Here is a 23833-nt window from a genome sequence, read left to right as displayed (position 1 = left end):
CAGATTTCGAACCGCTGTCTCGGCATCTGGCTTGGGCATGAAGGCCACGTAGTCCCACTTCATGGTCTTCAAAAAGCTCTCCGCCATGCCGTTGCTCTGTAGACTGCAGACCGGCGTGGTCAGAGGCTTCGAGCCGATGGCCGAGGCGAAGGTGCGGGTCTTTTCCGCCGCGTAGCCGAAGCCGTTGTCGCTGAGTCATTCTATTTCCGTCGGCGCCTGAAGCGCGTTTCCGAAACGACTCTCGATGGCTCCCAGCATCACGTCGCGCACGATGTCGCCACTGTGCACGCCGGTGGGAGCCGCCCCGCTCATGGCCTCCCGGTGACAGCAATTCAGGGCGAATGTTACGCGCAGCGGCTCGCCGTTGTCGCAGCAGAACTCAAAGACCTCAGAGCACCAGCGGCTGTTGCTATGGGCTACCGCTACCTCATCAAATTTTCCTGCGATCGTAAAACCAGATAGTTGGTCCAGCCCTTGACTTCTCTTGTTTCAGGCGGGCAGCGGCTGGCGATTAAAAGCATCGAATGTAGTGTGCTTCGCAGCGATAGCCCATGCGACTCGAGCTAGCTTGTTGGCCAAGGCGCAAGCCACCACGCTTGAGTGTCTCCGTGCCGACCGCGCACATTGCACGAGCAGCCGTCGGGTGTTCTTGTCTCTTCGCTTGCTAATCCCCAGCAGATTGGCTCTCCCGCCTGTGCTGTACTGACGTGGCACAAGGCCAATCGCTGCCCAGCCTAGCGTCTCAGCCCCATCGCTGCTCGGAGCCTCTACACAACACCTCGCGACATTGCCCACTGCCGGACTACATTGTCAGAGCAACTTCGCACGCCGCCGTTGCCAGCAACGCACGCGCTCCCAGGCTACCGCCGGTCGCTCGACGGGTCCGCTACCATGGAATCAAGACTCCGCGGTTGGAACGAATGCACTGCGCCCGATATACCGAGCCTCATACTTCGCGTCGCACCCTACCCGCTATTGTAAGTGGGGGACTGTGTCCGGTGTATCAGGGAGTCGCTCCATTCATGGAGCCGCCCCAAGTATTCCCTTATTGACTGCAGGGCCACCTCGAACGGGTGCTGTTCAAGTGGCAGGATTTTTCACTGCACCCTCTTCACCAGCAAATTTGCTTCCGCATCAATCACCGCAACGCCGACCGCAATCCCACAGCCAGAGGGTAGCACTGGTCGTCACCGGTACGGCACACACGCTGACACTCCCGACGTGCCAACGCTTAGCGAAGCTGGACAGAAGGACTACGCTATGACCAAACTGATTTGCCTGGGCCAAGCCCAAGGGAACCTCGCCAAAGCTGATCGCTAAGCTTCAGGCCGACCTGCAGAAGCGCGTGCAGAGCGCGGATTCGGACGTAGCGAATCGGGAGGCTTCCAATGCAGCTTGGATCGCCTCCCGAACGGCGCGTACATAGCTTCAATGAGTTCTCTCAGAAGCATGTTTTGAAAGATTGCCTCCCCAACTCGATCGTGCCGTTGCTTATGGGCAATTGCCAATCACATAGTATCCGGCGGCTGTCTCAGCCAGAGTGTTAATATAGAAAAGATTATTCAATCCCATGCTTTGGTTTGAGCCATTCGCGTAAGCAAACCCGCCGACATCGTGTGCCCGACCGGCTTGCACGTGCGCATAGTTTGTGCCGGTGGTCGCCGCACAAGTAAAACTGCTCTTTGTTGTTGCCGAGATAGCAGCAGATTGCTGGCTTTCCCCTGCTGTGCCGTCGATCGCCGTCACAGTGTAGCTGTACGTAGTACCCGCTATCAGGTCCGAATCGGTGTAGCTCGTCGACGTGCTTGAGCCCACCTTCGTGCCATTGCGGTAAAGGTTGTAGCTGTTGGCGTTTGTCACGGCATTCCACGACAGCGATATTGTGTTGAGGGTCGTCCCGGCGACCGCCAGCCCAGTCGGCGCCGAGCCCGCCTGTCCAGCCCCGCTCCCGGCACGCAGATTGTTCTTAACCCAGAAGTCCATCACGAAGACGGGGTAGTTGATATGCGTGGCATCGACATAGTTGGTATTGTTGCCGCCAGTTCCAGCGGGCCATGCGTGTGCCATGCCGGCGACCGATATTTCGTGGGTGCGCACTTTGCCATTGCTATCGATATAAGGGATGTTTGTGCCGCCCCCTGCTATCGATACCTTAGATCCCTGGGTGAAGCTGCCGCCGAAGAGCTGGCGGAAGGCCGAGACTGCTATCGGGCCATATGCCGGCGCCACCGTGTAGTCCGAGGCCCCCCATACGGCGCCAGCAATCTGGCTGGAGAACTTACCCACATTGGATCCGGCCCATTGCTTACACTTATTGCCTGCCGTCGTCGCGGTATAGCCACTAGGTACGAAGCCGATCTGGGCCGTCGTGGTTCCCGGCGTCGGACCGGCATTGATGCCAATGCCGGCAAAAATGTCCGGGGCGATGCAGCCCAGGACCATGCTCATGCCGCCTCCAGAGGATAGGCCTGCCACGTATACCTGGTTGGGATCGATCGCATACTGGGCATTGGTAACAAAGCGATTGACCAGATCCAGCAGTACGCCCACGTGTCCAGCGGTTCGGCTTGGCGAAGCATTCGCATAGTCCCAGCAATGCTTGAAGTACACGTTGCCGCTTGCGTTAGGCGCAAGAATGACAGCGCCGTATTGATCGCCAATCGATTTCCAATTGAACCCGCTCCCACTGGCATTATTGATCACGTCGCCGGAGGCAGTCTGCAAGCATCCGTGTAGCACTAGAACTAGAGCTCGCTTGCCATTGGGCGTGGAAGGCTGGCTCGCCGGCCAATAGAAATAGCCGGTCAGGTTTCCACCATTGACGGCATCCGATGCCCACGTCTGCTCGCTACTCCACGTTCCGGGACCAGCCGTCGCTGCATGCAGCGAAAACGCTCCCAGCATCGTCGCAAGCGTGACTAACCCGCTCGCGAAGTATCGCCAACGCTGTCTCAGCATAGTGTCTCCTTTTTCTGATTTCTTCGAGTCACGGCAATACCCTGACCCAAGGGGTCTGCAACAAGCCGGTTCGCACTTTAAGGACAACTGCTTAGTTTAGGACAGGCCGGCGCAGTCAAGAGAAGCCAGGCAGTCTTGGCCAAGGCCGCCAAGTTTTTTCGCGCCGTCTTTAACATGATACATGATTCATGTTTCATACTATGAAGCGCATCGAAACAAAGTCAACCACTCGTTTACACTTAGTTCATTGGTTCGCTAGCCCCGACCGACCATGGACACGAGCGTGAATCGCGCCCACCATTGAATCAGACGACATCCATGGCGGAGTAAGCAGGATAGGGTCGGCCTAGTTTGGCACGTTGACGGAATCGCCACTTACTGCGATCACGTCGCCTACTGCCGCTGTAGCAATGATGGGCGGCAAGTTCGATGAAAGAATTTGCGGGCCAAATATTGCCGTATTGCTTGCGCAGAGCTGATAGCGATTGGTAATCGTCGTGTAGTCATACAGATGCTTGCCCGATGCAGCGACCGCCGCTCGCCCCGACGGACGACAATGACATTGGCAGGATGAATGTTCACATTTGGTTCCCCCACGGCCAATCCATCGATCAGCTCGTTCGTGTCCTGCCCAGTTCCGGCGATCGCCGCCCCTCCCCGTTTGAGATGGCTGACGCGATCACGAGTACGTTTGCCGGTGTGAATGTCGCCTTGCGGTCCCATCGGCACTGACCGTGCCGAACTTGTCATTGAGGGCCCATAGCGCGAACTGGATCGCTTGGCAGCGTATTTTTTCGCCAACTCGCTTCCGGCTCTGCTATGAGTACGCGGGCTTGAATGCCAGGCGATGCGGAAAGTACCGGTGAAGGCAGAGAGAGTCTGCGAGCCGCCGGACTCGGCGGAGAAATGGGCTAGATTTCCTGCTGTTGCAACGGGAGTCCCGCATGCCGTCGACCAGGGGCCATAGTGTCCAAATCGAGATCATGTAGTGCGGCGCCCGTACCCTTGTCCGTCTAAGCGACTGCACAGTTGTGCTTGAGCCCCCCAACGCGCCAACCGTGAAGTCGCCGTAGATTCCACGGGCTTCGGACGAGGTGGCGGAAAATATAGACGGGTTCCCGACTTCCTTAGGCGTGACAAAGCGGCCGGATGGCTTTTCACCGAGCAGGCGCGCCCTGGCATCGTCTGGAGACAGACCTTCCCGTGGGGGGAGGTCGTGGATTTGCTTTTGCACCAGCGGGGTCAGCACGAAGCCCGGGCAAATGGCGTTGCAGGTCACACCGGTTTTCGCGGTTTCCAACGCGGTAACCTTGGTCAACCCCACTAGCCCGTGCTTGGCCGAAACGTACGCTGACTTGTCCGCCGATCCCATCAAGCCATGCACCGATGCAATATTGATGATCCGGCCCCAGTTGCGCGCACGCATGCCAGGCAGCGCATACTTGGTCGTATGAAAGCCCGAAGTGAGGTTGATGGCGATGATGTCATCCCACTTTGGGGCGTCAAAGCTTTCGATGGGCGATACGTACTGGATGCCAGCCTTGTTCACTAGGACATCCAGGGCGCCGAGGGAATCGCGAGCCATGGCAAACATGGCTTCGATCTCTTAAGGTTGACGCATATCGGCCGGTTGATGAATAACCTGGGCGCCAGTTGCTTGGATGGCGGTCATGGCGGCTTTGGTATCGCCAAAGCCATTGAGGACCATATTGGCGCCAGGCTCAGCCAGCACCTGTGCGATGCCGACCGATGCCGCGAGTAGAACTGGTCACGAAAGCGGTTGTTTCGTTCAGGGTTGCCATAGGAATCTGCTGTAAAAGGTCGGCACGGCTCGCGCGAAGCCCTTCGCGCGAGCTCCTTGGTTGACGTTCAGATCAGCCCGGTCACATAGAACACTAGGATGACAAAGAAGACGGCCAAAGTCTTGATTAGGGTAACGGCAAAGATGTCGCGATACGACTCGCGGTGCGTCAGGCCGGTCACAGCCAGCAGCGTGATCACAGCGCCGTTATGCGGCAACGTGTCCATGCCACCGCTTGCCATAGACACGACGCGATGCAGTACGTCCAAGGGAATATTGGCCACCTGTGCGCCTTGGATGAAGGTGTCGCCCATCGCCGCCAGCGCAATGCTCATGCCTCCTGAGGCGGAGCCCGTGATTCCCGCCAACGCGCTCACCGAAACGGCGACATTGACCAGTGGATTTGGAATGCCTTTGAGCGTGTCACCGACAACCATGAATCCCGGCAGCGCAGCTATCACGCCACCAAAGCCGTATTCGGAAGCCGTATTCATTGCTGCCAGCAGCGCGCCACCGACGGCAGTCTTGGTACCCTCAGCGAAGCGCTCGCGCACTGCGGCGAAAGCGGTCAGCAGCACGAGGCCATGCCCAGCAGTAGAGCACCTTCAACAGCCCAGATGGCGGTCACGGATGCGGTCGGAATGGTGACCGGCTTGGCCAGCCCCGGCAATGTGAGGCTGCTCTGCGTGCCGTACCACAGCGGGATCATCCGAGTCAGCGCAAAATTGGACACACCAACCAGTACAAGCAGTGCAATTGCCAGCAGAGGATGGGGCAGGAGCGCCGTACGCACCGGTTCCGGTTCGTTCAGAAGCGAGGTGCCATAGCCTTCACCACGCTTCAGAGCATCGCGCCGCCTCCATTCAAGGTAAGCCAGCCCAACGACGAGGATGAACAGCGGCACCGGCGCCTGATCGGTATGTCGAGGTCGCCGAGTATCCGGACGGGCGCATCGAGCTGTGGGCCGAGGGCGCGTCCCTGCCCTACACCACCTATGACAGGCTCGGCGAGATCGACCAGGGCGCGATCGTCGAGCACAAGCGGCTGGGGCACGTGCTGGCCATCACGGCGCAGGTGCAGGCGCAGCGCGACAGGTCGCCAGCAGGCCGGGCCGTCGCGCACGCTGCAGGGCGAACAGGCTCGGCCCCATCGCGCGCCGCTGAACGTCAAACGGCAGCGTCTGATCAACCGGCTCGATCTGGAGCGCGCGCTGGCGGCAGCACCGCTGCAGCGGAACGCGGACATTTTAACTTTGCCCACCGTGACGCCATCGCCCCACCCGGGGCCAGACTCTCTCGCCTCAGGCCAGCGCCACCGCCCTATCGAAAAAGTCAGAGAAGGACATGAAACCGCACAAAAAGCACGCTTGGACTGACATTTCTATTTGGCCAGCCCTACGACATCTAAAAACCGCCACAACAGATATAGAGAGGATCGCGCCGTACGTCGCCTTGTGGATTCTGACGAACTAAGCTAGACTAAGTTTTGCCTGCGGAGAACGCCATGCAGATGGTGAACATTCATGAAGCCAAAACGCACCTTTCGCGGCTCATCGAAGAGGTGGCAGCCGGCGACGAGGTCATTATTGCGAAGGCGGGCAAGCCGGTGGTCCGGATCGTGCCGTTCTCCAAGCCCAAGCCCCCACGGCGCCTCGGCGGGCTGCAGGGCAAGATCCGCACGGCGGATGACTTCGACTCGCCGCTCCCCGATGACTTGATGGCCGCCTTCGAGGGACGGTAATGCGCATCCTGCTCGATACCCATGTGTTCCTCTGGGCGGTGACCAATGACCCGAAGTTGAGCCAGACCGCGCGGCAACGGATCCTGGATGCCGAGGAGGTCTTCATCAGTGCGGCCAGCATCTGGGAGATCTCCATTGAGGCAGGCCTCGACAAGATCGAGGTCGACGTCGACGAACTCATCGCTGAAATTACCGCCGCAGGCTTTCGCGAGCTTCCAGTGACGAACACACATGCAGCCGCAGTGCGTCATCTGCCAAACCACCATCGCGATCCCTTCGATAGGCTGCTGGTCGCTCAGGCACTCACCGAACCATTGCGACTGCTCTCGGCAGACGAACACGTCTGGAAGTATTCCGACCTCGTCATTCGTGTTTAGGGTCCACAGAAGCATTGGCAGTGGCGGCATAGCAGCCAAGGGCGGCCCGATTTGACCACTCCCCCAGCTCCGCCGATTCTTGAGAACACGGCGCCTACTCATGGAACTGCTCCCGCTCCCACCTTCGGACGGCCCGGCCGCCCCGCTCCCCACCGCGCTTCCCAACCCGCTGGAGCGCCTGCGCCTGTCTCCGGCACTGTCCGGCGCTGCCGGCAGCAACCGCGCCCCGGACCGCGCCACCCGGATTGCCGCGGGCGACGATCTCGCCGCCGTCACCGCCTGGCTCGCGCGCTATGCCGACAGCGTGGCGACGCTGACCGCCTACCGGCGCGAGGTCGAGCGCTTGATCCTGTGGTCGGTGCTGCAACTGGGCAAGCCGCTGTCGTCGCTGACGCACGAGGACCTGCTCGCGTACGAGCGCTTCCTCGCCGACCCGCAACCGGCCGCGCGCTGGGTGCTGGCCGGCAGCAAAAAACTCGCGCGCAGCCATCCGGACTGGCGCCCGTTTGCCGGACCGCTGGCACCCCGCAGTGTGCGCCAGGCGCTGGTCACCCTGAACGCGTTGTTCGCCTGGCTGACCGAGGCCGGCTACCTAGCCGGCAACCCGCTGGCGCTGGCGCGCCGGCGGCGCGCGCCGAGCCGGCCGCGTATCACGCGCTACCTCAGTCACGAACTGTGGGACGTGGCCAAGAAGACTATCGAGGCGATGCCGGGGACGACCGACACCGCGACGGAGCGCGAGCGGCTACATGCGGCGCGCTGCCGCTGGCTGCTGACCGTGCTTTATCTCGGGGGCTTGCGCGCGTCTGAAGTCACCGGCACGACCATGGGGGCGTTCTTCTGCCGGCGCGATGCGCAGGGCGTCGAGCGCTGGTGGCTGGAAGTGACCGGCAAGGGCAACAAGACCCGGCTAGTGCCGGCCACCGACGAGCTGATTGCCGAACTGGCGCGCTACCGCCGCGCCCACGGACTGGCGCCGACGCCGCAGCCAGGGGAAACCCGCCCCTTGCTGCTGCCGGTCATCGGTCAGGAGAACCGCGAACGGGGCCTATCACGCGGCGCGCTGCACCTGATCCTGAAGGAAGTGTTCGGCCTGGCGGCCGCGCGCCTGCGCGCGCGCGGCCCCGACTGGGCGGCGCAGGCCGATGTCCTGGCCAGTGCCTCGGCTCACTGGCTGCGCCACACTGCCGGCTCCCACATGACCGACCGGCAGGTGGATCTGCGGTACGTGCGCGACAACTTTGGACATTCGTCCATCTCTACCACCAGCGGCTACCTGCACAGTGAGGAGGATGCGCGGCACGAAGCCACGCAGGAGCGGCACCGCATCGGTTGGGGCACTCATAAGAAGGACTAGCCCGCACGACCCACATCATCGCTTTTCTCAAAGGCAGCCGACGCGCACCGCCCTGATGACTGTCGCCACGGTAAATCGATCGTCGCATTGTCAGCGCCCGTTTTAGCAATTGGGTGGGGGCTACATTTCGCAGATGCCATCTGCGAAATGTCCGAGCCCGCTGTAGCCGGCGTGCTTCTTCGGGCGATTTCGCGCGCCTTGTGATGCTCAAGGCCAACACGGCGCAAAGTTGGGTTTCAGTATAAAATCTGCATGTAGCTTTTTTATACTGAAACCCATGGATCCGTGGATCGAGTTGGATGAAGATGCGCTGCGCCAGTATATCGACGCAAAGGCGGTGTTCGGAGCGTGGGAATCAGCGCGCGCCAAGGCTGCAGAGGTTCGCGGCGGCATGCTTTGGCGAACCATGAAGGGCCGCGAGTACCTGATTCGAACCAGCGTCGACAACAAACAGAAAAGCCTCGGGGTGCGTTCGGAAACGACTGAAGACATGTACGCGCGGTTCAACGCACGCAAGGAAGCCGCCGAGGCCCGGCTCAAGACGCTCGCGGACGAGCTCGACCGGCACCGGCGGCTGAACCGCGCGATCCGCGTCGGCCGGGCCCCAGACATCCTCGTGGCCATCCTACACGTGATGACTCGGCTCAATATCGCCGAGCATTTCATCGTGATTGGGACACATGCCCTCTATGCGTATGAAGCCGCAGCCGGGGTCCGCCTACAAGAACGCGCCCTCGCAACTCGCGACGTTGATCTCCTTTGGGATACGCGCAAACGCCTTCAGTTTGCTTCCCAAATGAAGAACCTGGACCTCTCGATGCTGGATGTCCTACGCAAGGTAGATAGCACGTTCGAGATTCGGGATGATCAACTCTTTACGGCAGTGAATGCAAAGGGCTTCGAGGTGGACATCCTGCGCCGCGAGGCCGCCGATCTTGACCCTCATCCGCTCCAACTGACCGACGACGAAGACGACCTCTGGGCAGTGCAGGCGCGACGCGCAAATGTCCTGTTGGGGTCGCTTCCATTCTCTGCGCCCATCGTTTCCGTGACCGGAAGAATGGCGCGGATGACGACGATCAGTCCAGCCGCGTTCGTCGACTTCAAGCGCTGGATGGCATCGACCGCAGAGCGCGATCCGCTCAAGGTATCTCGCGACAGGCTGCAGGCATCGATCGTGGAAGAGCTCGCCAACCGATTCCGGCTGGGTGTTTAGCAACCGCGCGTTACCTGCCGCATGCAGTTGTCTACTCTTCAACCCGGGCTTTCCACTCCCTGGCTGCATTTCTGTCCATCTTGGCCGCATGAGCCGCTGCCTGTTCGAGCAACGCCGCATGCGCCCTCGGCACGACGAGCATCGTCAAACCCAGTCCGTCCATCACGCGCAGCGCGTGCTCCAGATTGACGCCCTTGCCGTTCTCCAGCTTGGATAGCATGCCGACGGACACCCCGCAATGATTGGCAGCCTGGTCAATGGGCATACCTTCCCCTGCCCGCGTTGCCCGTATCCAGTCGCCAAGCTGGTCAATGCTGCGGATGGTCGCGCGTGATGGTGGCGTTGGATCAGGAAGCGGCCGCGGCATAGATTAGGGAAGTAATTTCACGAAGGTGAAATTATACCATCGACATTCAAGCCCAAATGCAGGCCTTCCTCGCTGGTAGCTGACATTACTGTTGTGGTTAGCTGCTGGCGATTAATTGCATTTCTGATTTCCTAATGCTTCGTGCGGGCAACTGAGATTGACACACGACGCGATCGCGGCCTGCCCTTTTCACACCACAATCTTGACCGCACGCATACGCCGCCGGTTGCTCAAGCGAAAGCGGAAGCGCTCGCTTCGACCAGATATGCGTTCCCTACAGCGTTCGACCTCAACAACAAAGTGTCGCTTAAACAACAATCAAGAAATAGCGGGATTTTTAAACTCCGCGGCCCACAGAACGGATGGGGTATAAGTGTCTCGCAGAGCACTATCAGGTAGCGCCGGTACAGGAGATGGTGCCGTGCCGCGACCGTTCATCCTGCCGATCTCCGCTGTCATCGCGGAGACACCGCAGAACATCGCACGCTACGACCATATCCTTGAATGCTTCTCGAAGCCATTAATGCGCATGGCAACCTTTGCGAATTTGCGCCCTCCCGCACCCGGATGGCATTCAATCGAACTTTGACTTCGCGGGATATGACGCTCACTACCGGCATGGCGTTACCCGACTTGACTGTGCAGATCAAATATATGGCCGACATCATTGACAAAACCATCCGGGTTCGCGGGACTGGTGGAAAGGGAGATCCGGCCGGGCATCGACGTGAAGGACGATGCCAGCCTGCTGGACTACATCAAGGCCAGGGGACAGACGAGTTGGCACCCGGCAGGTACTTGCAAGATGGGAGTGGACGACATGGCGGTGGTTGACCCCGAACTGTGCGTCCGGGGTACCGTCGGCCTGCGCGTAGCCGATTCCTCGATCATTTCCCCAATCCGCGTCGAAAGGAAGGCATGCCTGCGTGGCCGACCAGCGCCCCTCCTGTTTCCCCTACTTGCCTGCGACCGGCTGAACGGACACGGCAACGGCCTCGGTAAAGACTGCCTCGACCCGGTCTCCCTTCTGGATGCCGTTTAGGCGTGTCGGATCGCCTACCAGCAGAACCATGGTGCGTCCCTTTGGCCCCTTCAGGGTGACGGTTCTGGCGTCGGTGTCGAAGGCAACGACGTCAGCCGTGACGGTCACTTCCCGGCCGACTGAACCTCCCGGCTTTGCACCCGGCGCAGCGCGCTCCGAGATCTCGCGCTCATGCATAGCAAGCGGTCCGTTTCCCTTCTTGAGGCTCATGGTCAGCGCTTCCCTGTACTCGATCGTGACAGTGTCGCCGACCTTTAACTGTTCGAAGTTCCTGGCCTCCGGTCCCACCACGAGATCTGTTATCTTGCCGTCGCCGGATTTCAAAGAGACAGTTCGTCTCGGCGCATCGATCTTGGCGATCGTGGCGGTGAGCTTCGCGGTTCCAGTCGCAGTCGCCCGCTCAGGCGACTGCGTGACGTCCACGCGGGTTTTGGGTTGCGCCCATGCAGCCGTGATTGCCACCAGCATCGCCGCCGTGGCCAGTAGTGTCTTGCCTTTCATGCCATCCTCCGTTTGCTAGCTTTGCAGTAGGCAACCAGCCAACGCTTCCAGTCGCGCCTCAACTGAAGCGCTGTCTAATCACAAGATCATTGAGCTTGTCGTGGATATGGCCTTTCAGCTTTTTTTGGCTGACGTCGTCGAGCGTGTCGAAAACTTAGCCTGACGGCTGGCCTCGTGTCGTTACCTTCCATGCGCTCGAGGCTGTTGTATTCTGGTAAGCTGTACTTCACGTCGAGGTTTCCAACCAAGAGAATAGAGGCTCCCCAGCGGAGCGTGCAAGGGAGATATACACAGTGTGAACGGCATGCCGGACACATCGTGCGATCAAGCTGCTGGTTTTCACTGCCGCCTCAGCCAGTCACGGTGCAGAAAGATGGAGTATGGTCGGCAGCAACCAAGTCAGTCATTAATCGAGCGCGAGAGCCTGCATGCAGCAGGCTGCCGCTAACTGTGCTCTACTTGGGTGCTTGCGCGCGGCCGAAGTGACTGGCACAGCGATGGGGGGCGTCCTTCTACCGGCGCGACGTGCAGGGCGTCGAGGGCTGTTGGCTGGAAGTGACCCTTTCTATCGACATCAGCGCAGTCCCAGCGGGATCTCGACGAATGGCCCACCATCGCGCAGCGTGACAAAGGGCCCCGCCTGAGCGCGCCGCGACTAATACCGACGTGATAACGAGCGCCGCAGAAGTGCGTCGGGCAGCGTGCGCTCCCGCAGTTGCGCGGGGCGTTAGCTGCTCGTCTACCGGCAATATTGTGAGATTCGCGAGACGTGGACCCAATAGCGCAGAACTAGTCCAGCGAGTACTTAGCCGCCCGGACAATCGATGCTGCATCAACGCCGAAATACTCGCGAAGGGCCCCGCGCGTATCACTTCGGCCAAAGCCATCGGTTCCCAAAGTCAGGTACCGGCGACCCGTCGGCACATATTCCCGGACGCTCTCCGGCACCGCGCGGACATAGTCTGTTGCTGCGATAATCGGGCCCGCGCTCTGCTCCAGTTGCAGTTGGAGGAACGGAATTTCATTGCTCGCCTCACCTAGGAGTTCACGGTTGCGATGCAAAGCGCCATCACGGGCCAGTTCACTCCAGCTTGTCACGCTGTAGACCGAGACATCGATGCCTTCGCTAGCCAGTTGCTGTGCCGCCTTAATGACTTCGGTCAAGATGGCTCCGGAGCCCATCAAGGTGACCTGCCGGGCCGAAGCTGTCGAAGACGCTATATCCCGGCGCTGCCAATCGTCGAACTTGTAGCATCCCCGCAAGATCGCAGCCTCGACGTCGGCGGACAAGTTGGGCTGCGCATAGCTTTCATTCATCAGCGTGACGTAGTAGAAGACGTCTTGCTGCTCCAGCATCATTTCCCGAATGCCGGCGTCAACGATCACGGCCATCTCTGCCGCAAAGGCGGGGTCATAGGCCTTGCAATTGGGAATGGTTGCAGCAACCAAATGGCTGGTTCCGTCCTGGTGTTGCAAACCTTCTCCTCCCAACGTGGTGCGCCCCGAGGTAGCGCCAAGCAGGAATCCGCGAGCTCGCTGGTCTGCAGCTGCCCAGATGGCGTCTCCAATACGCTGGAAGCCGAACATGGAGTAGTAAATATAGAACGGCAACATAGCGAGGCCGTGAACACTATAACTCGTTGCTGCCGCCGTCCAGCTGGCAATCGCGCCAGCCTCACTAATCCCCTCCTCCAAGATTTGGCCGTTGAACGCCTCTCGGTACGCCAATACCGAACCGATATCTTCCGGGTCGTACCGTTGGCCGACACTGCTGTAGATGGCCACCTGCTTGAAGAGGTTGGCCATCCCAAAGGTGCGTGCCTCATCAGCAACGATTGGCACGATGCGGGGACCCAATTCCTTGTCCTTCAGCAACTGCCCGAGCAAGCGCACGAAGGCCATCGTCGTGCTCATCTCTTTGCCGTTGGCCTCAACCGCGAATCGCGCATAGGAAGCCAGCGCAGGTTTTGCAACCACACCACACTGTATATTGCGCTTGGGCAAAGCGCCGCCCAACCCCTCCCGTCGCGACCGCATGTATCGCATCTCATCGCTCTCCGCCTCGGGTCTCAGGAAGGTCAGAGAGGTCGCCTGATCGTCTGTCAGCGGCAGATTGAACCGATTCCTGAACTCAATCAGCTGGGAATCATCGAGCTTCTTCTGCGAATGCGTGGTCATACGGCCCTGGCCTGCCGCACCCATGCCATACCCCTTCTTCGTATGAGCCAGGATGACTGTAGGACGACCATCTCGTTCGGCCGCTTTGGCATAGGCGGCGTAGATCTTGACCAAATCGTGGCCGCCTCGCTTCAAGCGGTCAATCTGCTCGTCGGTCATACCCTGCGCCAACAAAGCAAGCTGCGGATTTTACCCAAAGAAATGCTCACGGTTGAAACGCCCATCCTTCGCCGCGAAGGTTTGCATCTGACCGTCAACGGTGTCGCCCAAGGCCTGCGTCAAGGCACCGTTGGCGTCGCGAGCAAAGAGGCCATCCCAGTCGCTACCCCACAGCAACTTGATAACGCTCCAACCAGCACCGGAAAACAGCCGCTCGAGTTCGTCGATGATTCGGCCATTGCCCCGCACGGGGCCATCCAGGCGCTGCAAGTTGCAGTTGACGACCCACACGAGGTTATCCAGTTTCTCGCGTGCCGCCAACGTCAGCGCACTCATGGACTCCGGCTCATCCATCTCGCCATCGCCGAATACGCCCCACACCGTTCGGTTTTCACACTGCAGCAGGCCGCGATGTGCCAGATAGCGCATAAAACGTGCATGGTAGATAGAGCTGATGGGTCCGATGCCCATCGAGCCGGTGGGAAACTGCCAGAAATCCGGCATCAACCACGGATGCGGATAGCTGGACAAGCCCCGTGCGCCGTTGCGAGGACCAACGATTTCCTGTCGATAATGGGCCAGGTCGGCTTCGGACAACCTGCCTTCAAGGAAAGCACGCGCATAGACACCAGGCGCACTATGCGCCTGAAAGAACACCAGATCGTCAGCGCGGAAAAAGTGATTGAAGCCGGTCTCAAACAGATCCGCGGCGCTCGCGTAACTCGCGATGTGTCCACCCAGTTCGCCATATGCCTGATTGGCTCGAACGACCATTGCTAGTGCATTCCAGCGGATCATAGAGCCCAGTCGCTCCTCAATGGCCAAGTCGCCCGGGAACTTCGGCTGCGCGTCGACGCTGATCGTGTTCACATATGGCGTCGTTAGATTGGGCTGCCATCCGACACTTTGGTCCCGTGCCAGGCGAGCAAGCTCATCAAGGATGTACTTTCCGCGTTCAGGGCCGTATGCCTGAATCAATCCGATGAACGCTTCACGCCATTCGGTGGTTTCGACGGGATCGAGGTCGACTTGCTGTGCAGCGATCGCGTCCTGGAGCAGGGGTGTAGTTGGCGTATTCATAGGCAAAATTCTAGGCTGGAAATCCAAGCATGTCGTACCGTATTCGACTGCAAGTCGTTATCTTCCCAGCACAATCTGCTGCAATGCAGCTTCCTGCCAGAACGAAACAAACAGCCTGGACACTATCGTCGGATTGTGGGCGGGTCAGAAGAACACGGGCTAGCGAATTTCAGATCAAGACCGCGCGCTCAGCGTTTGCCCTCCTCTACCAAGCCTCATGTCCTCTGACGTCTTTTACGCTGCATGACACTTGCTAGCGAGAGGGTTACGGATAGATGGATTCACTGGCCAGCCTCATATCGTCGGCATGGCGCGCTGAGACGCTGGGCTTTCACAGTCGAATTCAGCGACCAATGCTGCAAGGATCCGCCTAGAATCAACTGGACTTAGCATTGCCTTTTCTTAAATCTAAAGACACACTCGCGATGAACCGTCCCTCTCCTGATTTTCACTCCCGCACTTCTTCGCCGTCTCGCATGATGAGTGGTGCGGAAATGATTGTAGAAGCGTTGTTGGCGGAGGGCGTACAAAGCGTTTGGGGTTATCCCGGCGGCGCCGTTCTACCGATCTACGACGCTATTGCACAGCAAGCAAGTCTTCAGCATCTGCTCGTGCGTCATGAGCAAGCCGCGGTACATGCCGCGGACGGCTACGCTCGTGCAACCGGAGAAGTTGGCGTCGCTCTCGTGACATCTGGCCCCGGTGTTACCAACGCTGTGACAGGTATCGCAACGGCTTACTTTGATTCGATACCGCTGGTGATCCTGTCAGGGAATGTGCCAACCTGGATGATTGGCGAGGACGCCTTTCAAGAGTGCGATGCGGTCGGCATTACACGTCCCATTGTGAAGCACAATTTCCTCGTGACAGACGTGGCGAGCCTGCCTCAAGCTTTGAAAAAGGCTTTCCACCTCGCGCGTACTGGCCGGCCCGGCCCGGTGCTGGTTGACATTCCGAAGGATATAGCCCTCAACACCGGGCCATTTCAGTACCCTGAGCGAGCTGACATTCGTTCATATCGACCTACTGTCGAGGGACACGAAGGACAAATCCGCCAGGCCGTTCGCTTGCTGAAGCGTGCTGCGCGGCCCTATCTCTATATCGGTGGCGGTGTCGTGTCTGCACAAGCGAGCCCCGAGGTGAGAAAACTGGCAGCCTTGATCGACGCGCCGGTCACCACCACGCTTATGGCGCTTGGCGCCTTCCCGGGAAAGGACATCCGGAATCTTGGCATGCTCGGCATGCATGGCACTTATGAGGCGAACCGAGGGATGCAGGAGTGTGATGTACTCCTTGCCGTCGGCGCTCGATTTGATGACCGCGTTATCGGCAACGTTGCAGACCTCTGCTCTTCCCCAAGGCAAATCATCCACATTGACATTGACCCGACAAGCATTGGTAAGAGGGTCAAACCGACAGTGCCAATCGTTGGAGATGCCCTGCGCATCTTGCAGCGCCTCATTGAGTCCTGGAGGGACAGCGAGGAGCCGTACAGCAGCAAAACGGCTTGGTGGGAGCGCATTTCTGAATGGCGAACTAAGAACTGTCTGGCCTATACGCGGGAAGGCAAAACCATAAAACCCCAATACGTGATCGAAACACTCTGCCGAATCGCACCGGAGAACGCCATTGTTTGCTCGGATGTCGGCCAGCATCAAATGTGGGCAGCACAACACTATCACTTCGGACAACCACGTCAATGGCTCAATTCCGAGGGGCTCGGCACCATGGGGGTAGACCTCTTCCACGTGGTTACGTTCAAGCACAGCCTCCAACGTTGATCGAGCGGCATAATGATGATGCGCTTTGGTGCCCTGCCACAGGTCGTCGGTTTTCTAATTGACATCGCGATGACAAATACATTAATGAAGTCCCGCGATGAACCTAACGCTGCTGCAACGGTAGGGGCAGGGCGGTCTTATAACGAACCTGCTTGAGCGCGAAGCTAGAGCGAATTTTTTCGATTCCTGGAATCGGCGTAAGTTGTTCCAGGATGAATCTCTCCAACGCAGCCATGTCGGCCACTGCTACCCGAATCAAATAATCGCTATCGCCGGTCATTAAATAGCACTCCATCACTTCGTCATGTTCGGCGATGCGGCGTTCGAACTCTGTCAAGGAGTCCTTACTTTGGTCTTTCAAGCTAATTGAGATAAAGACATTCAGCCCTAGGCCTAGAGCGGCAGCACTGACAAGTGCGACATAGCGCCGTATGACGCCGGCACTCGCGAGGGCTTTGACCCGAGCGAGACACGGCGACGGAGAAAGATGAACGCGGCGCGCTAGTTCAACGTTCGTTAGAGCGCTGTTCTGCTGGAGTTCATCGAGAATTCGCAGATCTGTTGTGTCGAGATTCATTGATGCCTACACAATATTTTGGCCTCGCATTGTCCAGTCCCAGTCAATCTCCACGCCGGCGTAAGCTGATATCGAACGCCGACAATTGCGACGATGTCAACATCGATTCGCTTGGACAGACTCAACGCGTAAAACTACCAGGCACGCTCGGGGTGCAACCGGTGGATACGTCCGACGAGATTTCCAGCCTAGCAAAATGCCACCATGGCTGGCAATGTGGATCTTGTAATGGCGGTTTCGCCGACTGATGGTGGGGCCGGTTCGTGTTCCACAACCTGCACATATTGATGCTTGACGGGGAGTTGGAAGGAAGACTGACTTGCCTCAGCGCTGGCGCCGTAGATCAATCGGTGAAGCGCCACATCAGACCGGCAGAGCGTTTAACTTCGGCAGGAGAACAGGATGAGAGCCTTCGATAAGCTATTGTTCACACGACATCGTACGGGCCCCATCGAGAACCGCTGCTTGAATGCCGCAGATTTTGCTCCCGGTCTAAAACAGCAACTCACTGTGAAAGCACAACAACTCGGCCCTTCATCCCGACAAGCTACCGGCGAACGCTTCCGCCCCGGATGCCTGTAAGTCTGCGGGGCCGGTGACAACCTTGACATCGGCACTACCTACGGCATGACAATGTAAGGTCGACACGCTGATCCTATGAGGAAAACTGCGCCTAGACTGTTCGAATCATCCCGCGCTGCACCGGCCGAACGGTGAGTGATGCCCGCTCTCTACTTTTTAGCGTTGATTCTCTCTGCAGGGAAACTTACCGAACAAGCAAGCCTATCGAACGGTGATTCCACCACGCCAAACACATCGAAGCCAGGCTCGTTAGCCTCTATGTGATAGAGCCGCCGTAGCATTGGGTAGCCGTTTGGGATTGCGAAGACCTGCTGAGCTCCCTGGGATACTGGGGCGGCGTCGATAATTAACGACATATTCGTTAGCTCAATGTTATGAGCGCGTAGAACATCAACAATGAAACGCTCGCCGAACTCCTCCACCATTTGGTCAGGAACATCCGCGGAAATATACGCGGAATCATACATTATCGGAGTCCCATCAGCGAATATGACTTTACGTACGCACAGCAAGCTCCGTTGCGGTGGCTTCAATAGAGCCAGCGCGGGGTCTGTAATTTTCTCCTTACTGATTGAAAGCAACTCCAACGTCGGGGTGAAACCTAATCGTCGTGCGTCGTCCATGGACGACATCCAATCGCCCAAAGCGCGAATAAAGCGACGTTGCTCTTTAACGAATATGCCTTTCCCAGGAACGGACATAAGCATTCCTGCCGACTGCAAATCGCGCACGGCACGCTTCACGGTGATGGGACTGACGTCGAATTCGTCGCTGAGCTGGGAAGTCGAGGGGATTGCTTCCCCCCTAAGATATACCCCCGCAGCAATACGCTTCGAAATCTCTGCACGCAATCCTTCATGCAGAGATAAGCCATTTCGGGTGAGAGCATGTTTGGTCATTGCCAAGCTCCCCCGCGGTGTTGCGATGGAGTTTCCATTGGTCCTCGTTGTTGGGAGACGTCGATACTTCGTATACCTAGTATAACGCAGTGTAGGTCGCAATGTTTCGGCCCTGCTCCTGCAAGAGCGGCAGTTAGACCACAATACAGTCTGCTGGCATTCGGCTCCGGCCCCTCCCTAAGGGCTGCGACCATGCGTCGCTTCCGCATACATTTTACCAACTGACGCCGAGATGAAGTTTTACGCTGCCAATTGATGAATGAAATTGGAAATGATAATTATTTATTTGGACGTTGAAAACCCCGATAGTTGCCTAATGAACAATTTGTTCAAGGAAACGACGAGTACGTTCGGCTTGGGGGGAATTAAAGAATTTTTGCGGCGCGGCCTCTTCGACAATTTCACCACTGTCCATAAAAATGACTCTATCTGCCACTTTTCGCGCGAATGCCATCTCATGGGTCACACAAAGCATGGTCATGCCCTCTCGAGCAAGAGTAGTCATTACGTCCAAAACTTCGTTAACCATCTCTGGATCAAGCGCAGATGTAGGCTCGTCAAACAGCATAATCTTCGGCGCCATGCAAAGCGCTCGCGCAATTGCGACGCGTTGCTGCTGCCCTCCCGAAAGCTGCATCGGATATTTATGAGCCTGCTCTGGAATACGCACCTTTTCAAGGTTTCGCATTGCGGTCTTCTGCGCCTCATCTTTGCCCATCTTTCTCGCACGAATTAACGCCAGCGTACAGTTCTGCAAGACTGTAAGGTGGGGAAACAAATTGAACTGCTGGAAGACCATTCCGATGTCGCGTCGAAGATAAGAAAGGTTCTTCATTCCCGCTCGGATCTCTTCACCGTAGACAAAAATCTGCCCTTCTTCGTGAACCTCGAGTTGGTTGATGCAACGAATAAGGGTCGACTTGCCCGAACCCGAAGGGCCGCAAATGACGATTCGCTCACCATTCGACACTGACAAATTGACATCCTTCAGAACCTTAAAATCACCGTACCACTTCGAGAGATGTCGTATTTCCACAGACGGCTTCCCTGTCACGAATTCCGGCTCGACCTTAATTGCTCGCATAGTTGCACTCATTCACGTCTCCAATCTATTAGTTAACGCCGACTCGGAAGCAGTAACCGTCTTTCGAGTCGCTGAACAAACATCGCAACAGTAAGCGCCAAAATAAGGAACAGACTTCCAGCGACCATCATAGGTTCAGCGTAGCGATAGCTGTCCGCGGCCACGTCAAAGGCACTTCCCAGCATCTCCGGAACCGCTAATACAGCAAGGTACGGCGTAGACTTCAGTATGGAAACAAAGTAGCTTCCCATTGGGGCAGCGATATTGCGCAGCATCTGAGGGGCGATAACGAAAGCTACGGTATCGAACTTGCTCAGGCGTAGTGACTGGGCTGCCTCATACTGTCCGCGTGGAATGGCATCTATACCAGCCTTAAACACTTCCGCCAGATAACCCGAGTAATACAGACTCAGACCGAATACCCCAACGAACATTGCCGGCAGAACAATATTGTAGTAGGGCAGAACAAAGAACAGAAAATACAATTGAACAAGTACCGGAGTAGATCTGATGAAGTCGATAACGAATCGCATCATATAACGCATCGGCTTACTCGAACGCCTCAATATTTCCCAGCCAAATCCTAAAAGAGCCGCTCCGATAGAGCTTAGAATAGTTACGAGGATCGTGTTACCAAGTCCATGCAGCACTTCGGGAATTATGCGAAGCGCATATGTGATGTCAAAGTTCATAGATGGCCTGCCTGCTCTTTCCGAATGCAATTTCAATACGTCGCCCCATGATTGTTACGGGGTAGCAAACAATGAAGTAGGCTAATAGGAGTCCGGAGTAGATTGCAACGGGATTGTACTGGACCTGTGCAATCTCCTTGGCCCGAAAGGTCATGTCAGTTAAGGTAATCAGCGAGACGAGCGCGGTTCCCTTGATTAACTGTATCGCCTGGTTAATAAACGTCGGGATCATCCGGGTGATCGCTTGCGGTAGTTCGATGAACCGCAGCACGTCAAACCGCGTGAGTCCGATTGCAAGTCCGGCCTCCAACTGACCGTGGTCCAGCGCCTGCAATGCAGCTCGAACGGACTGACTTCCATACCCCCCCGTATTCAGCCCTAGAACCATAGCCCCTACTGTAATCGCTGAGAGGTTGATACCAACGGCTGGAAATGAGTAATAAAACGCATATAACAAAACGATCACGGGGGAACTACGCCAAAACTCTATGAGTCCCGTAATGAATATTCTGACCGAGCCTTTTGCAAAGTGCTGCAGTATTCCAAATACTAGCGAAAACGGGACTGCATAGAGCAATGCAAGGGCCGAGACTATAGCTGTAATTTTAAAGCCGCCGAATATTCCGGCCAGAACTTGATAGAAACTCACAGTTGATTCCTTCAGCAGTAAACACCCGGCACAGGCTCCGCGCCGTTACGCGTTCAGGCACCGTTTCAGCCGATGTAAAGCCATACTTCGACATAATCTTTGCGATTGCACCGTCCGCTTTCCGCTTTTTCAGACAGTCGTTAGTTTTGAAGCCCCAAGAAGCCTGATCGTGAATACCAACCGTAATGCGCCCTTCCTTTAGCAGCACCCTGCCCTTAATTGACTCACCATGTGCCACATCTGACGCTAGCACTGTCAAGTCGCCAATCGCCGTGCGCATAAGCGCCCTTGAGAGGGAAACCATATGGACTCCAAAATATTAGCGTGAGAGCCCGAAGCGGCTTGAAAACAACGCCAGGCCATCAACGCCCCGCCTGCACAGCAATCATACTAGGTATATCAAGTAGTCAAAATAAGGGTAAACGCGGCCGGTTGGACTGAAAGCCGTCCTGTATCTGCATGACCACATCGGACTGGCATGTTTCCATTCAGACAGAACTTTTTGAACACCGGCTCTAGTGTGATATACTAGGTATATCGACACCATGAAGCGAATCGCCGCCGACACATATATGATGAAAACGCCATTTTCACTTACGCTACGACTCACACTGCGATTGAGCTTACCGAATGCGGGACGATCTCAGCCGATCTTCCTTCAGCAATTAAGCCCTCAACGTCATGAACACTCACGAGGAAAGCGAGGGAGATGGCAGCGGTTGCGCCCGCGCTATTCGGCGAGGGGCATGATCTGGTTTTCCGGCTCGAAGACGCATAACGGCACCCTCATCCTTGCCAATCACGCTGCACTAGCGCGCTGGATATCGACGATGATCACCGCGCAGGCGCATCGATCGTGCCGGAGCGTGCTTGCAGCCTGCGCCGACGCGGTACCGGCAATCACTTCGGGGGACATGCTTACATCGCGCACAGCTGGATATGACGTAGGTCGAATAGCCACCGCACGGAAAAAACGTGTTCGCCTGGCCGCTTGACGCATTAGGAATGGCTACAGAGGCAACCGGCCGAAATCAATTACTTGAGTGGGCCATGTGCCCCGGCCGTTGCCCGCTCCAATCCCCTGGGCACGAATCCCCGCAACAACCGGACGCAGACATATGACACAGATATCTCGTGAGGATTTTGAGGCACAAATCCGACGGGCCGGCCTTGTACTATCGCTGTCCAAGATAGAGGAACTATACGAAGTTTGGGGGCTGGTGGAACCCATGCTCGATAGCCTGCGCAATCCTGAACGAGATCGCTCAGCGGAAGCGTCTCACATCTTTCGTGCTGGTTTTTATCTGAAGCCTTTCACTGAAAAGGAATTTTTTTAATGAACACTCCCACGATCGCGGAGGCCGCAACGCTTATTGCCGCGCGTCAATTATCTCCCGTGGAACTGGCAGAGCACTGTTTGTCACGCATTGATGCGATGGACGGAACCTTGCACAGCTTTCTTGGAGTTACTCCCGAACGTGCACTTCAAGACGCCAAGGCTGCTGAACATCGAATGATGACGGGAACACTGCTTGGCAAGTTGGACGGCATCCCGATAGCCCACAAGGATAACTATTGCACGAGCGGAATTCGTACCACGGCGCATTCGAAGCTTCTAAGGGATTGGGTTCCGAACGTTGACGCCCACATAGTATCGCGTCTAGCCCAAGCCGGTGCCCTATCGTTGGGCAAACTTGCTACACATGAATTTGCGCTTGGCGGTCCATCGTTCGACTTGGAACTACCGCCTGCCTGCAATCCGTGGAAGCTGGCCCATTTCTCTTCCGGATCGTCCAGCGGGACGGCAGTGGCCGTAGCCGCGGGACTTATTCTAGGCGGCACGGCAACAGATACCAGCGGGTCCATCCGCTCGCCTGCAGCGTTATGCGGAGTTACAGGGATTAAGCCCACCTATGGCCTCTGCAGTTGCACCGGCATTCTGCCGTTGGCTTTCTCTCTTGATCACCCGGGACCCATCGCGCGAACTTCTGAAGATTGCGCATTGCTACTCCAGGCGATGGCAGGCTTTGATCCGACAGACCCAGCAAGCGTTAACCGCGTGGTTCCAAATTTCACCAAGAGATTGGGACGCGAAATAGAAGGAATCCGAATCGGCGTGGCGAAAGATTGGCATGAAGTCGAGAACAGGGTCAGCCCGGCCGTCCAAAACAGCATCGAAGACGCACTTGACGTCTGGCGCGCTCAGGGAGCCGAGATTGTAGAAGTCAAAATGCCATCGTTGTTTGACTACCAAGCGGCGGCCCAGGTCATAATTCTCTGCGAGGCCTTCGCTGTCCACGAAACGTGGGTGCGCACACGTGGTGACGAGTACGGGGAAATGCTGCGGGACCGCCTGGTGCTCGGTGGGCTCATGACGGGCGCCGACTACATCCAGGCGATCCGCCGCCGCCACGAGTTGTGCATTGCGACGGCGCAAGCCGCTGCCGATGTAGACGTTTTGATTACGGCAGGCGCGCCGGAAGAGGCACCGAGAATTGACGGCACGCAGAAATGGGGAGGATTTTCGAGTCCTGGTTTCTATGACCCATTCAACATCACCGGGTGGCCGGCGATCAGTCTTTGCTCGGGTTATGGGGAAGGAGATCTCCCTGTTTCTGTACAAATCGCCGCCAAACCGTTTCAAGAGCCCCTACTTTTCCAAGTAGCAGACGCATTTGAACAGGCGACAGATTTTCGCACCCAGCGACCATCATTAGCATCTATACCGGAGGAGACGCGGGCTGCCGCACCGCTCTAATCGCGAAGGTGCAGACGGTGTTGGAGCCGGATCCA

Annotated in this window: 14 protein-coding genes and 8 pseudogenes; 8 read left to right on the top strand and 14 right to left on the bottom strand. The window is 57.3% G+C overall.

What is annotated here, in order from left to right; translation table 11 throughout:
* The 6 genes and pseudogenes from CBM2588_RS30435 to CBM2588_RS30410 all read right to left on the bottom strand — a co-directional run.
* Positions 1–429 (bottom strand): annotated as a pseudogene (locus tag CBM2588_RS30435) (DDE-type integrase/transposase/recombinase); the annotation flags it as partial.
* A gap of 60 nt (positions 430–489) precedes the next feature.
* Positions 490–801: pseudogene (locus tag CBM2588_RS30430) on the bottom strand (transposase); the annotation flags it as partial.
* A gap of 690 nt (positions 802–1491) precedes the next feature.
* Entirely contained in the window at positions 1492–2904 is a 1413-nt protein-coding gene (locus tag CBM2588_RS30425; RefSeq protein WP_231942373.1) for an extracellular catalytic domain type 1 short-chain-length polyhydroxyalkanoate depolymerase, read from the bottom strand.
* Between the two features lie 447 nt (positions 2905–3351).
* Positions 3352–3831: pseudogene (locus tag CBM2588_RS31605) on the bottom strand (3-hydroxybutyrate oligomer hydrolase family protein); the annotation flags it as partial.
* 202 nt (positions 3832–4033) lie between these two features.
* Positions 4034–4760: pseudogene (locus CBM2588_RS30415) on the bottom strand (3-hydroxybutyrate dehydrogenase); the annotation flags it as partial.
* 67 nt (positions 4761–4827) lie between these two features.
* Positions 4828–5657 (bottom strand): annotated as a pseudogene (locus CBM2588_RS30410) (GntP family permease); the annotation flags it as partial.
* 605 nt (positions 5658–6262) lie between these two features.
* Here CBM2588_RS30410 and CBM2588_RS30405 point away from each other — a divergent pair.
* The 4 genes from CBM2588_RS30405 to CBM2588_RS30390 all read left to right on the top strand — a co-directional run bounded on the left by CBM2588_RS30405 (position 6263) and on the right by CBM2588_RS30390 (position 9449).
* Entirely contained in the window at positions 6263–6499 is a 237-nt protein-coding gene (locus CBM2588_RS30405) for a type II toxin-antitoxin system Phd/YefM family antitoxin (protein WP_115684012.1), read from the top strand.
* Positions 6499–6876 (top strand): type II toxin-antitoxin system VapC family toxin, encoded by a 378-nt coding sequence (locus CBM2588_RS30400; protein WP_115684011.1) that lies wholly within the window; start codon positions 6499–6501, stop codon positions 6874–6876. Before CBM2588_RS30405 ends, CBM2588_RS30400 begins: the two co-directional genes overlap by 1 nt.
* A 100-nt stretch (positions 6877–6976) precedes the next feature.
* Positions 6977–8233 carry a tyrosine-type recombinase/integrase gene (locus tag CBM2588_RS30395; RefSeq protein WP_115684010.1) on the top strand — a complete coding sequence of 419 codons (1257 nt, stop codon included), beginning with the start codon at positions 6977–6979 and terminating at the stop codon, positions 8231–8233.
* A gap of 277 nt (positions 8234–8510) precedes the next feature.
* Positions 8511–9449 carry a GSU2403 family nucleotidyltransferase fold protein gene (locus tag CBM2588_RS30390; RefSeq protein ID WP_115684009.1) on the top strand — a complete coding sequence of 313 codons (939 nt, stop codon included), beginning with the start codon at positions 8511–8513 and terminating at the stop codon, positions 9447–9449.
* Positions 9450–9480: 31 nt separating this feature from the next.
* Here CBM2588_RS30390 and CBM2588_RS30385 read toward each other — a convergent pair whose 3' ends face one another.
* On the bottom strand, positions 9481–9816 hold the full coding sequence (locus CBM2588_RS30385) for a helix-turn-helix domain-containing protein (RefSeq protein ID WP_115684008.1): 336 nt from the start codon (positions 9814–9816) through the stop codon (positions 9481–9483).
* Between the two features lie 694 nt (positions 9817–10510).
* On the opposite strand from CBM2588_RS30385, the pseudogene CBM2588_RS31765 reads away from it, so the two are divergent.
* Positions 10511–10708 (top strand): annotated as a pseudogene (locus CBM2588_RS31765) (GMC oxidoreductase); the annotation flags it as partial.
* 63 nt (positions 10709–10771) lie between these two features.
* On the opposite strand, the gene CBM2588_RS30375 reads toward CBM2588_RS31765, so the two are convergent.
* Together CBM2588_RS30375 and mdeB are read right to left on the bottom strand one after the other, a co-directional pair.
* Positions 10772–11359: a hypothetical protein gene (locus tag CBM2588_RS30375; protein ID WP_115684006.1), complete on the bottom strand. Its 588-nt coding sequence runs from the start codon at positions 11357–11359 to the stop codon at positions 10772–10774.
* A 789-nt stretch (positions 11360–12148) separates the two neighbouring features.
* Positions 12149–14776: pseudogene (mdeB, locus tag CBM2588_RS30370) on the bottom strand (alpha-ketoglutarate dehydrogenase).
* 425 nt (positions 14777–15201) lie between these two features.
* Between mdeB and ilvB the strand changes: the two are divergent.
* Positions 15202–16539: pseudogene (ilvB, locus tag CBM2588_RS30365) on the top strand (biosynthetic-type acetolactate synthase large subunit); the annotation flags it as partial.
* A 121-nt stretch (positions 16540–16660) separates the two neighbouring features.
* On the opposite strand, the gene CBM2588_RS30360 reads toward ilvB, so the two are convergent.
* The 5 genes from CBM2588_RS30360 to CBM2588_RS30340 form a co-directional block, all read right to left on the bottom strand.
* Entirely contained in the window at positions 16661–17134 is a 474-nt protein-coding gene (locus CBM2588_RS30360) for an Lrp/AsnC family transcriptional regulator (RefSeq protein ID WP_115684004.1), read from the bottom strand.
* Between the two features lie 731 nt (positions 17135–17865).
* Complete coding sequence (locus tag CBM2588_RS30355; protein ID WP_115684003.1) at positions 17866–18615, bottom strand: GntR family transcriptional regulator; 750 nt, start codon at positions 18613–18615, stop codon at positions 17866–17868.
* A gap of 313 nt (positions 18616–18928) precedes the next feature.
* Positions 18929–19699 (bottom strand): amino acid ABC transporter ATP-binding protein, encoded by a 771-nt coding sequence (locus tag CBM2588_RS30350; RefSeq protein ID WP_115684043.1) that lies wholly within the window; start codon positions 19697–19699, stop codon positions 18929–18931.
* A gap of 32 nt (positions 19700–19731) precedes the next feature.
* On the bottom strand, positions 19732–20391 hold the full coding sequence (gene ehuD / locus CBM2588_RS30345) for an ectoine/hydroxyectoine ABC transporter permease subunit EhuD (protein WP_115684002.1): 660 nt from the start codon (positions 20389–20391) through the stop codon (positions 19732–19734).
* Positions 20381–21040: an amino acid ABC transporter permease gene (locus CBM2588_RS30340; RefSeq protein ID WP_115684001.1), complete on the bottom strand. Its 660-nt coding sequence runs from the start codon at positions 21038–21040 to the stop codon at positions 20381–20383. Before CBM2588_RS30340 ends, ehuD begins: the two co-directional genes overlap by 11 nt.
* Before the next feature lie 746 nt (positions 21041–21786).
* Here CBM2588_RS30340 and CBM2588_RS30335 point away from each other — a divergent pair.
* Entirely contained in the window at positions 21787–22035 is a 249-nt protein-coding gene (locus tag CBM2588_RS30335; protein WP_147298474.1) for a hypothetical protein, read from the top strand.
* Between the two features lie 341 nt (positions 22036–22376).
* Positions 22377–23798: an amidase gene (locus CBM2588_RS30330; RefSeq protein ID WP_115684000.1), complete on the top strand. Its 1422-nt coding sequence runs from the start codon at positions 22377–22379 to the stop codon at positions 23796–23798.
* Positions 23799–23833: the final 35 nt, after the last annotated feature.

It is taken from the genome of Cupriavidus taiwanensis, from assembly GCF_900250075.1.
GTDB classification, from domain to species: domain Bacteria; phylum Pseudomonadota; class Gammaproteobacteria; order Burkholderiales; family Burkholderiaceae; genus Cupriavidus; species Cupriavidus taiwanensis_C.
The sequence above is the reverse complement of the archived record's forward strand: the minus strand, read 5'-3'. Positions and strand labels throughout refer to the sequence as shown.

Coding starts and splice junctions, on each gene's coding strand:
- CBM2588_RS30355 (WP_115684003.1), bottom strand. CDS start 18,615: ATGACCAAACATGCTCTCACCCGAAATGGCTTATCTCTGCATGAAGGA.
- CBM2588_RS30335 (WP_147298474.1), top strand. CDS start 21,787: ATGATCTGGTTTTCCGGCTCGAAGACGCATAACGGCACCCTCATCCTT.
- CBM2588_RS30375 (WP_115684006.1), bottom strand. CDS start 11,359: ATGAAAGGCAAGACACTACTGGCCACGGCGGCGATGCTGGTGGCAATC.
- CBM2588_RS30350 (WP_115684043.1), bottom strand. CDS start 19,699: ATGCGAGCAATTAAGGTCGAGCCGGAATTCGTGACAGGGAAGCCGTCT.
- CBM2588_RS30405 (WP_115684012.1), top strand. CDS start 6,263: ATGCAGATGGTGAACATTCATGAAGCCAAAACGCACCTTTCGCGGCTC.
- CBM2588_RS30385 (WP_115684008.1), bottom strand. CDS start 9,816: ATGCCGCGGCCGCTTCCTGATCCAACGCCACCATCACGCGCGACCATC.
- CBM2588_RS30330 (WP_115684000.1), top strand. CDS start 22,377: ATGAACACTCCCACGATCGCGGAGGCCGCAACGCTTATTGCCGCGCGT.
- ehuD (WP_115684002.1), bottom strand. CDS start 20,391: ATGAACTTTGACATCACATATGCGCTTCGCATAATTCCCGAAGTGCTG.
- CBM2588_RS30425 (WP_231942373.1), bottom strand. CDS start 2,904: ATGCTGGGAGCGTTTTCGCTGCATGCAGCGACGGCTGGTCCCGGAACG.
- CBM2588_RS30400 (WP_115684011.1), top strand. CDS start 6,499: ATGCGCATCCTGCTCGATACCCATGTGTTCCTCTGGGCGGTGACCAAT.
- CBM2588_RS30360 (WP_115684004.1), bottom strand. CDS start 17,134: ATGAATCTCGACACAACAGATCTGCGAATTCTCGATGAACTCCAGCAG.
- CBM2588_RS30395 (WP_115684010.1), top strand. CDS start 6,977: ATGGAACTGCTCCCGCTCCCACCTTCGGACGGCCCGGCCGCCCCGCTC.
- CBM2588_RS30390 (WP_115684009.1), top strand. CDS start 8,511: ATGGATCCGTGGATCGAGTTGGATGAAGATGCGCTGCGCCAGTATATC.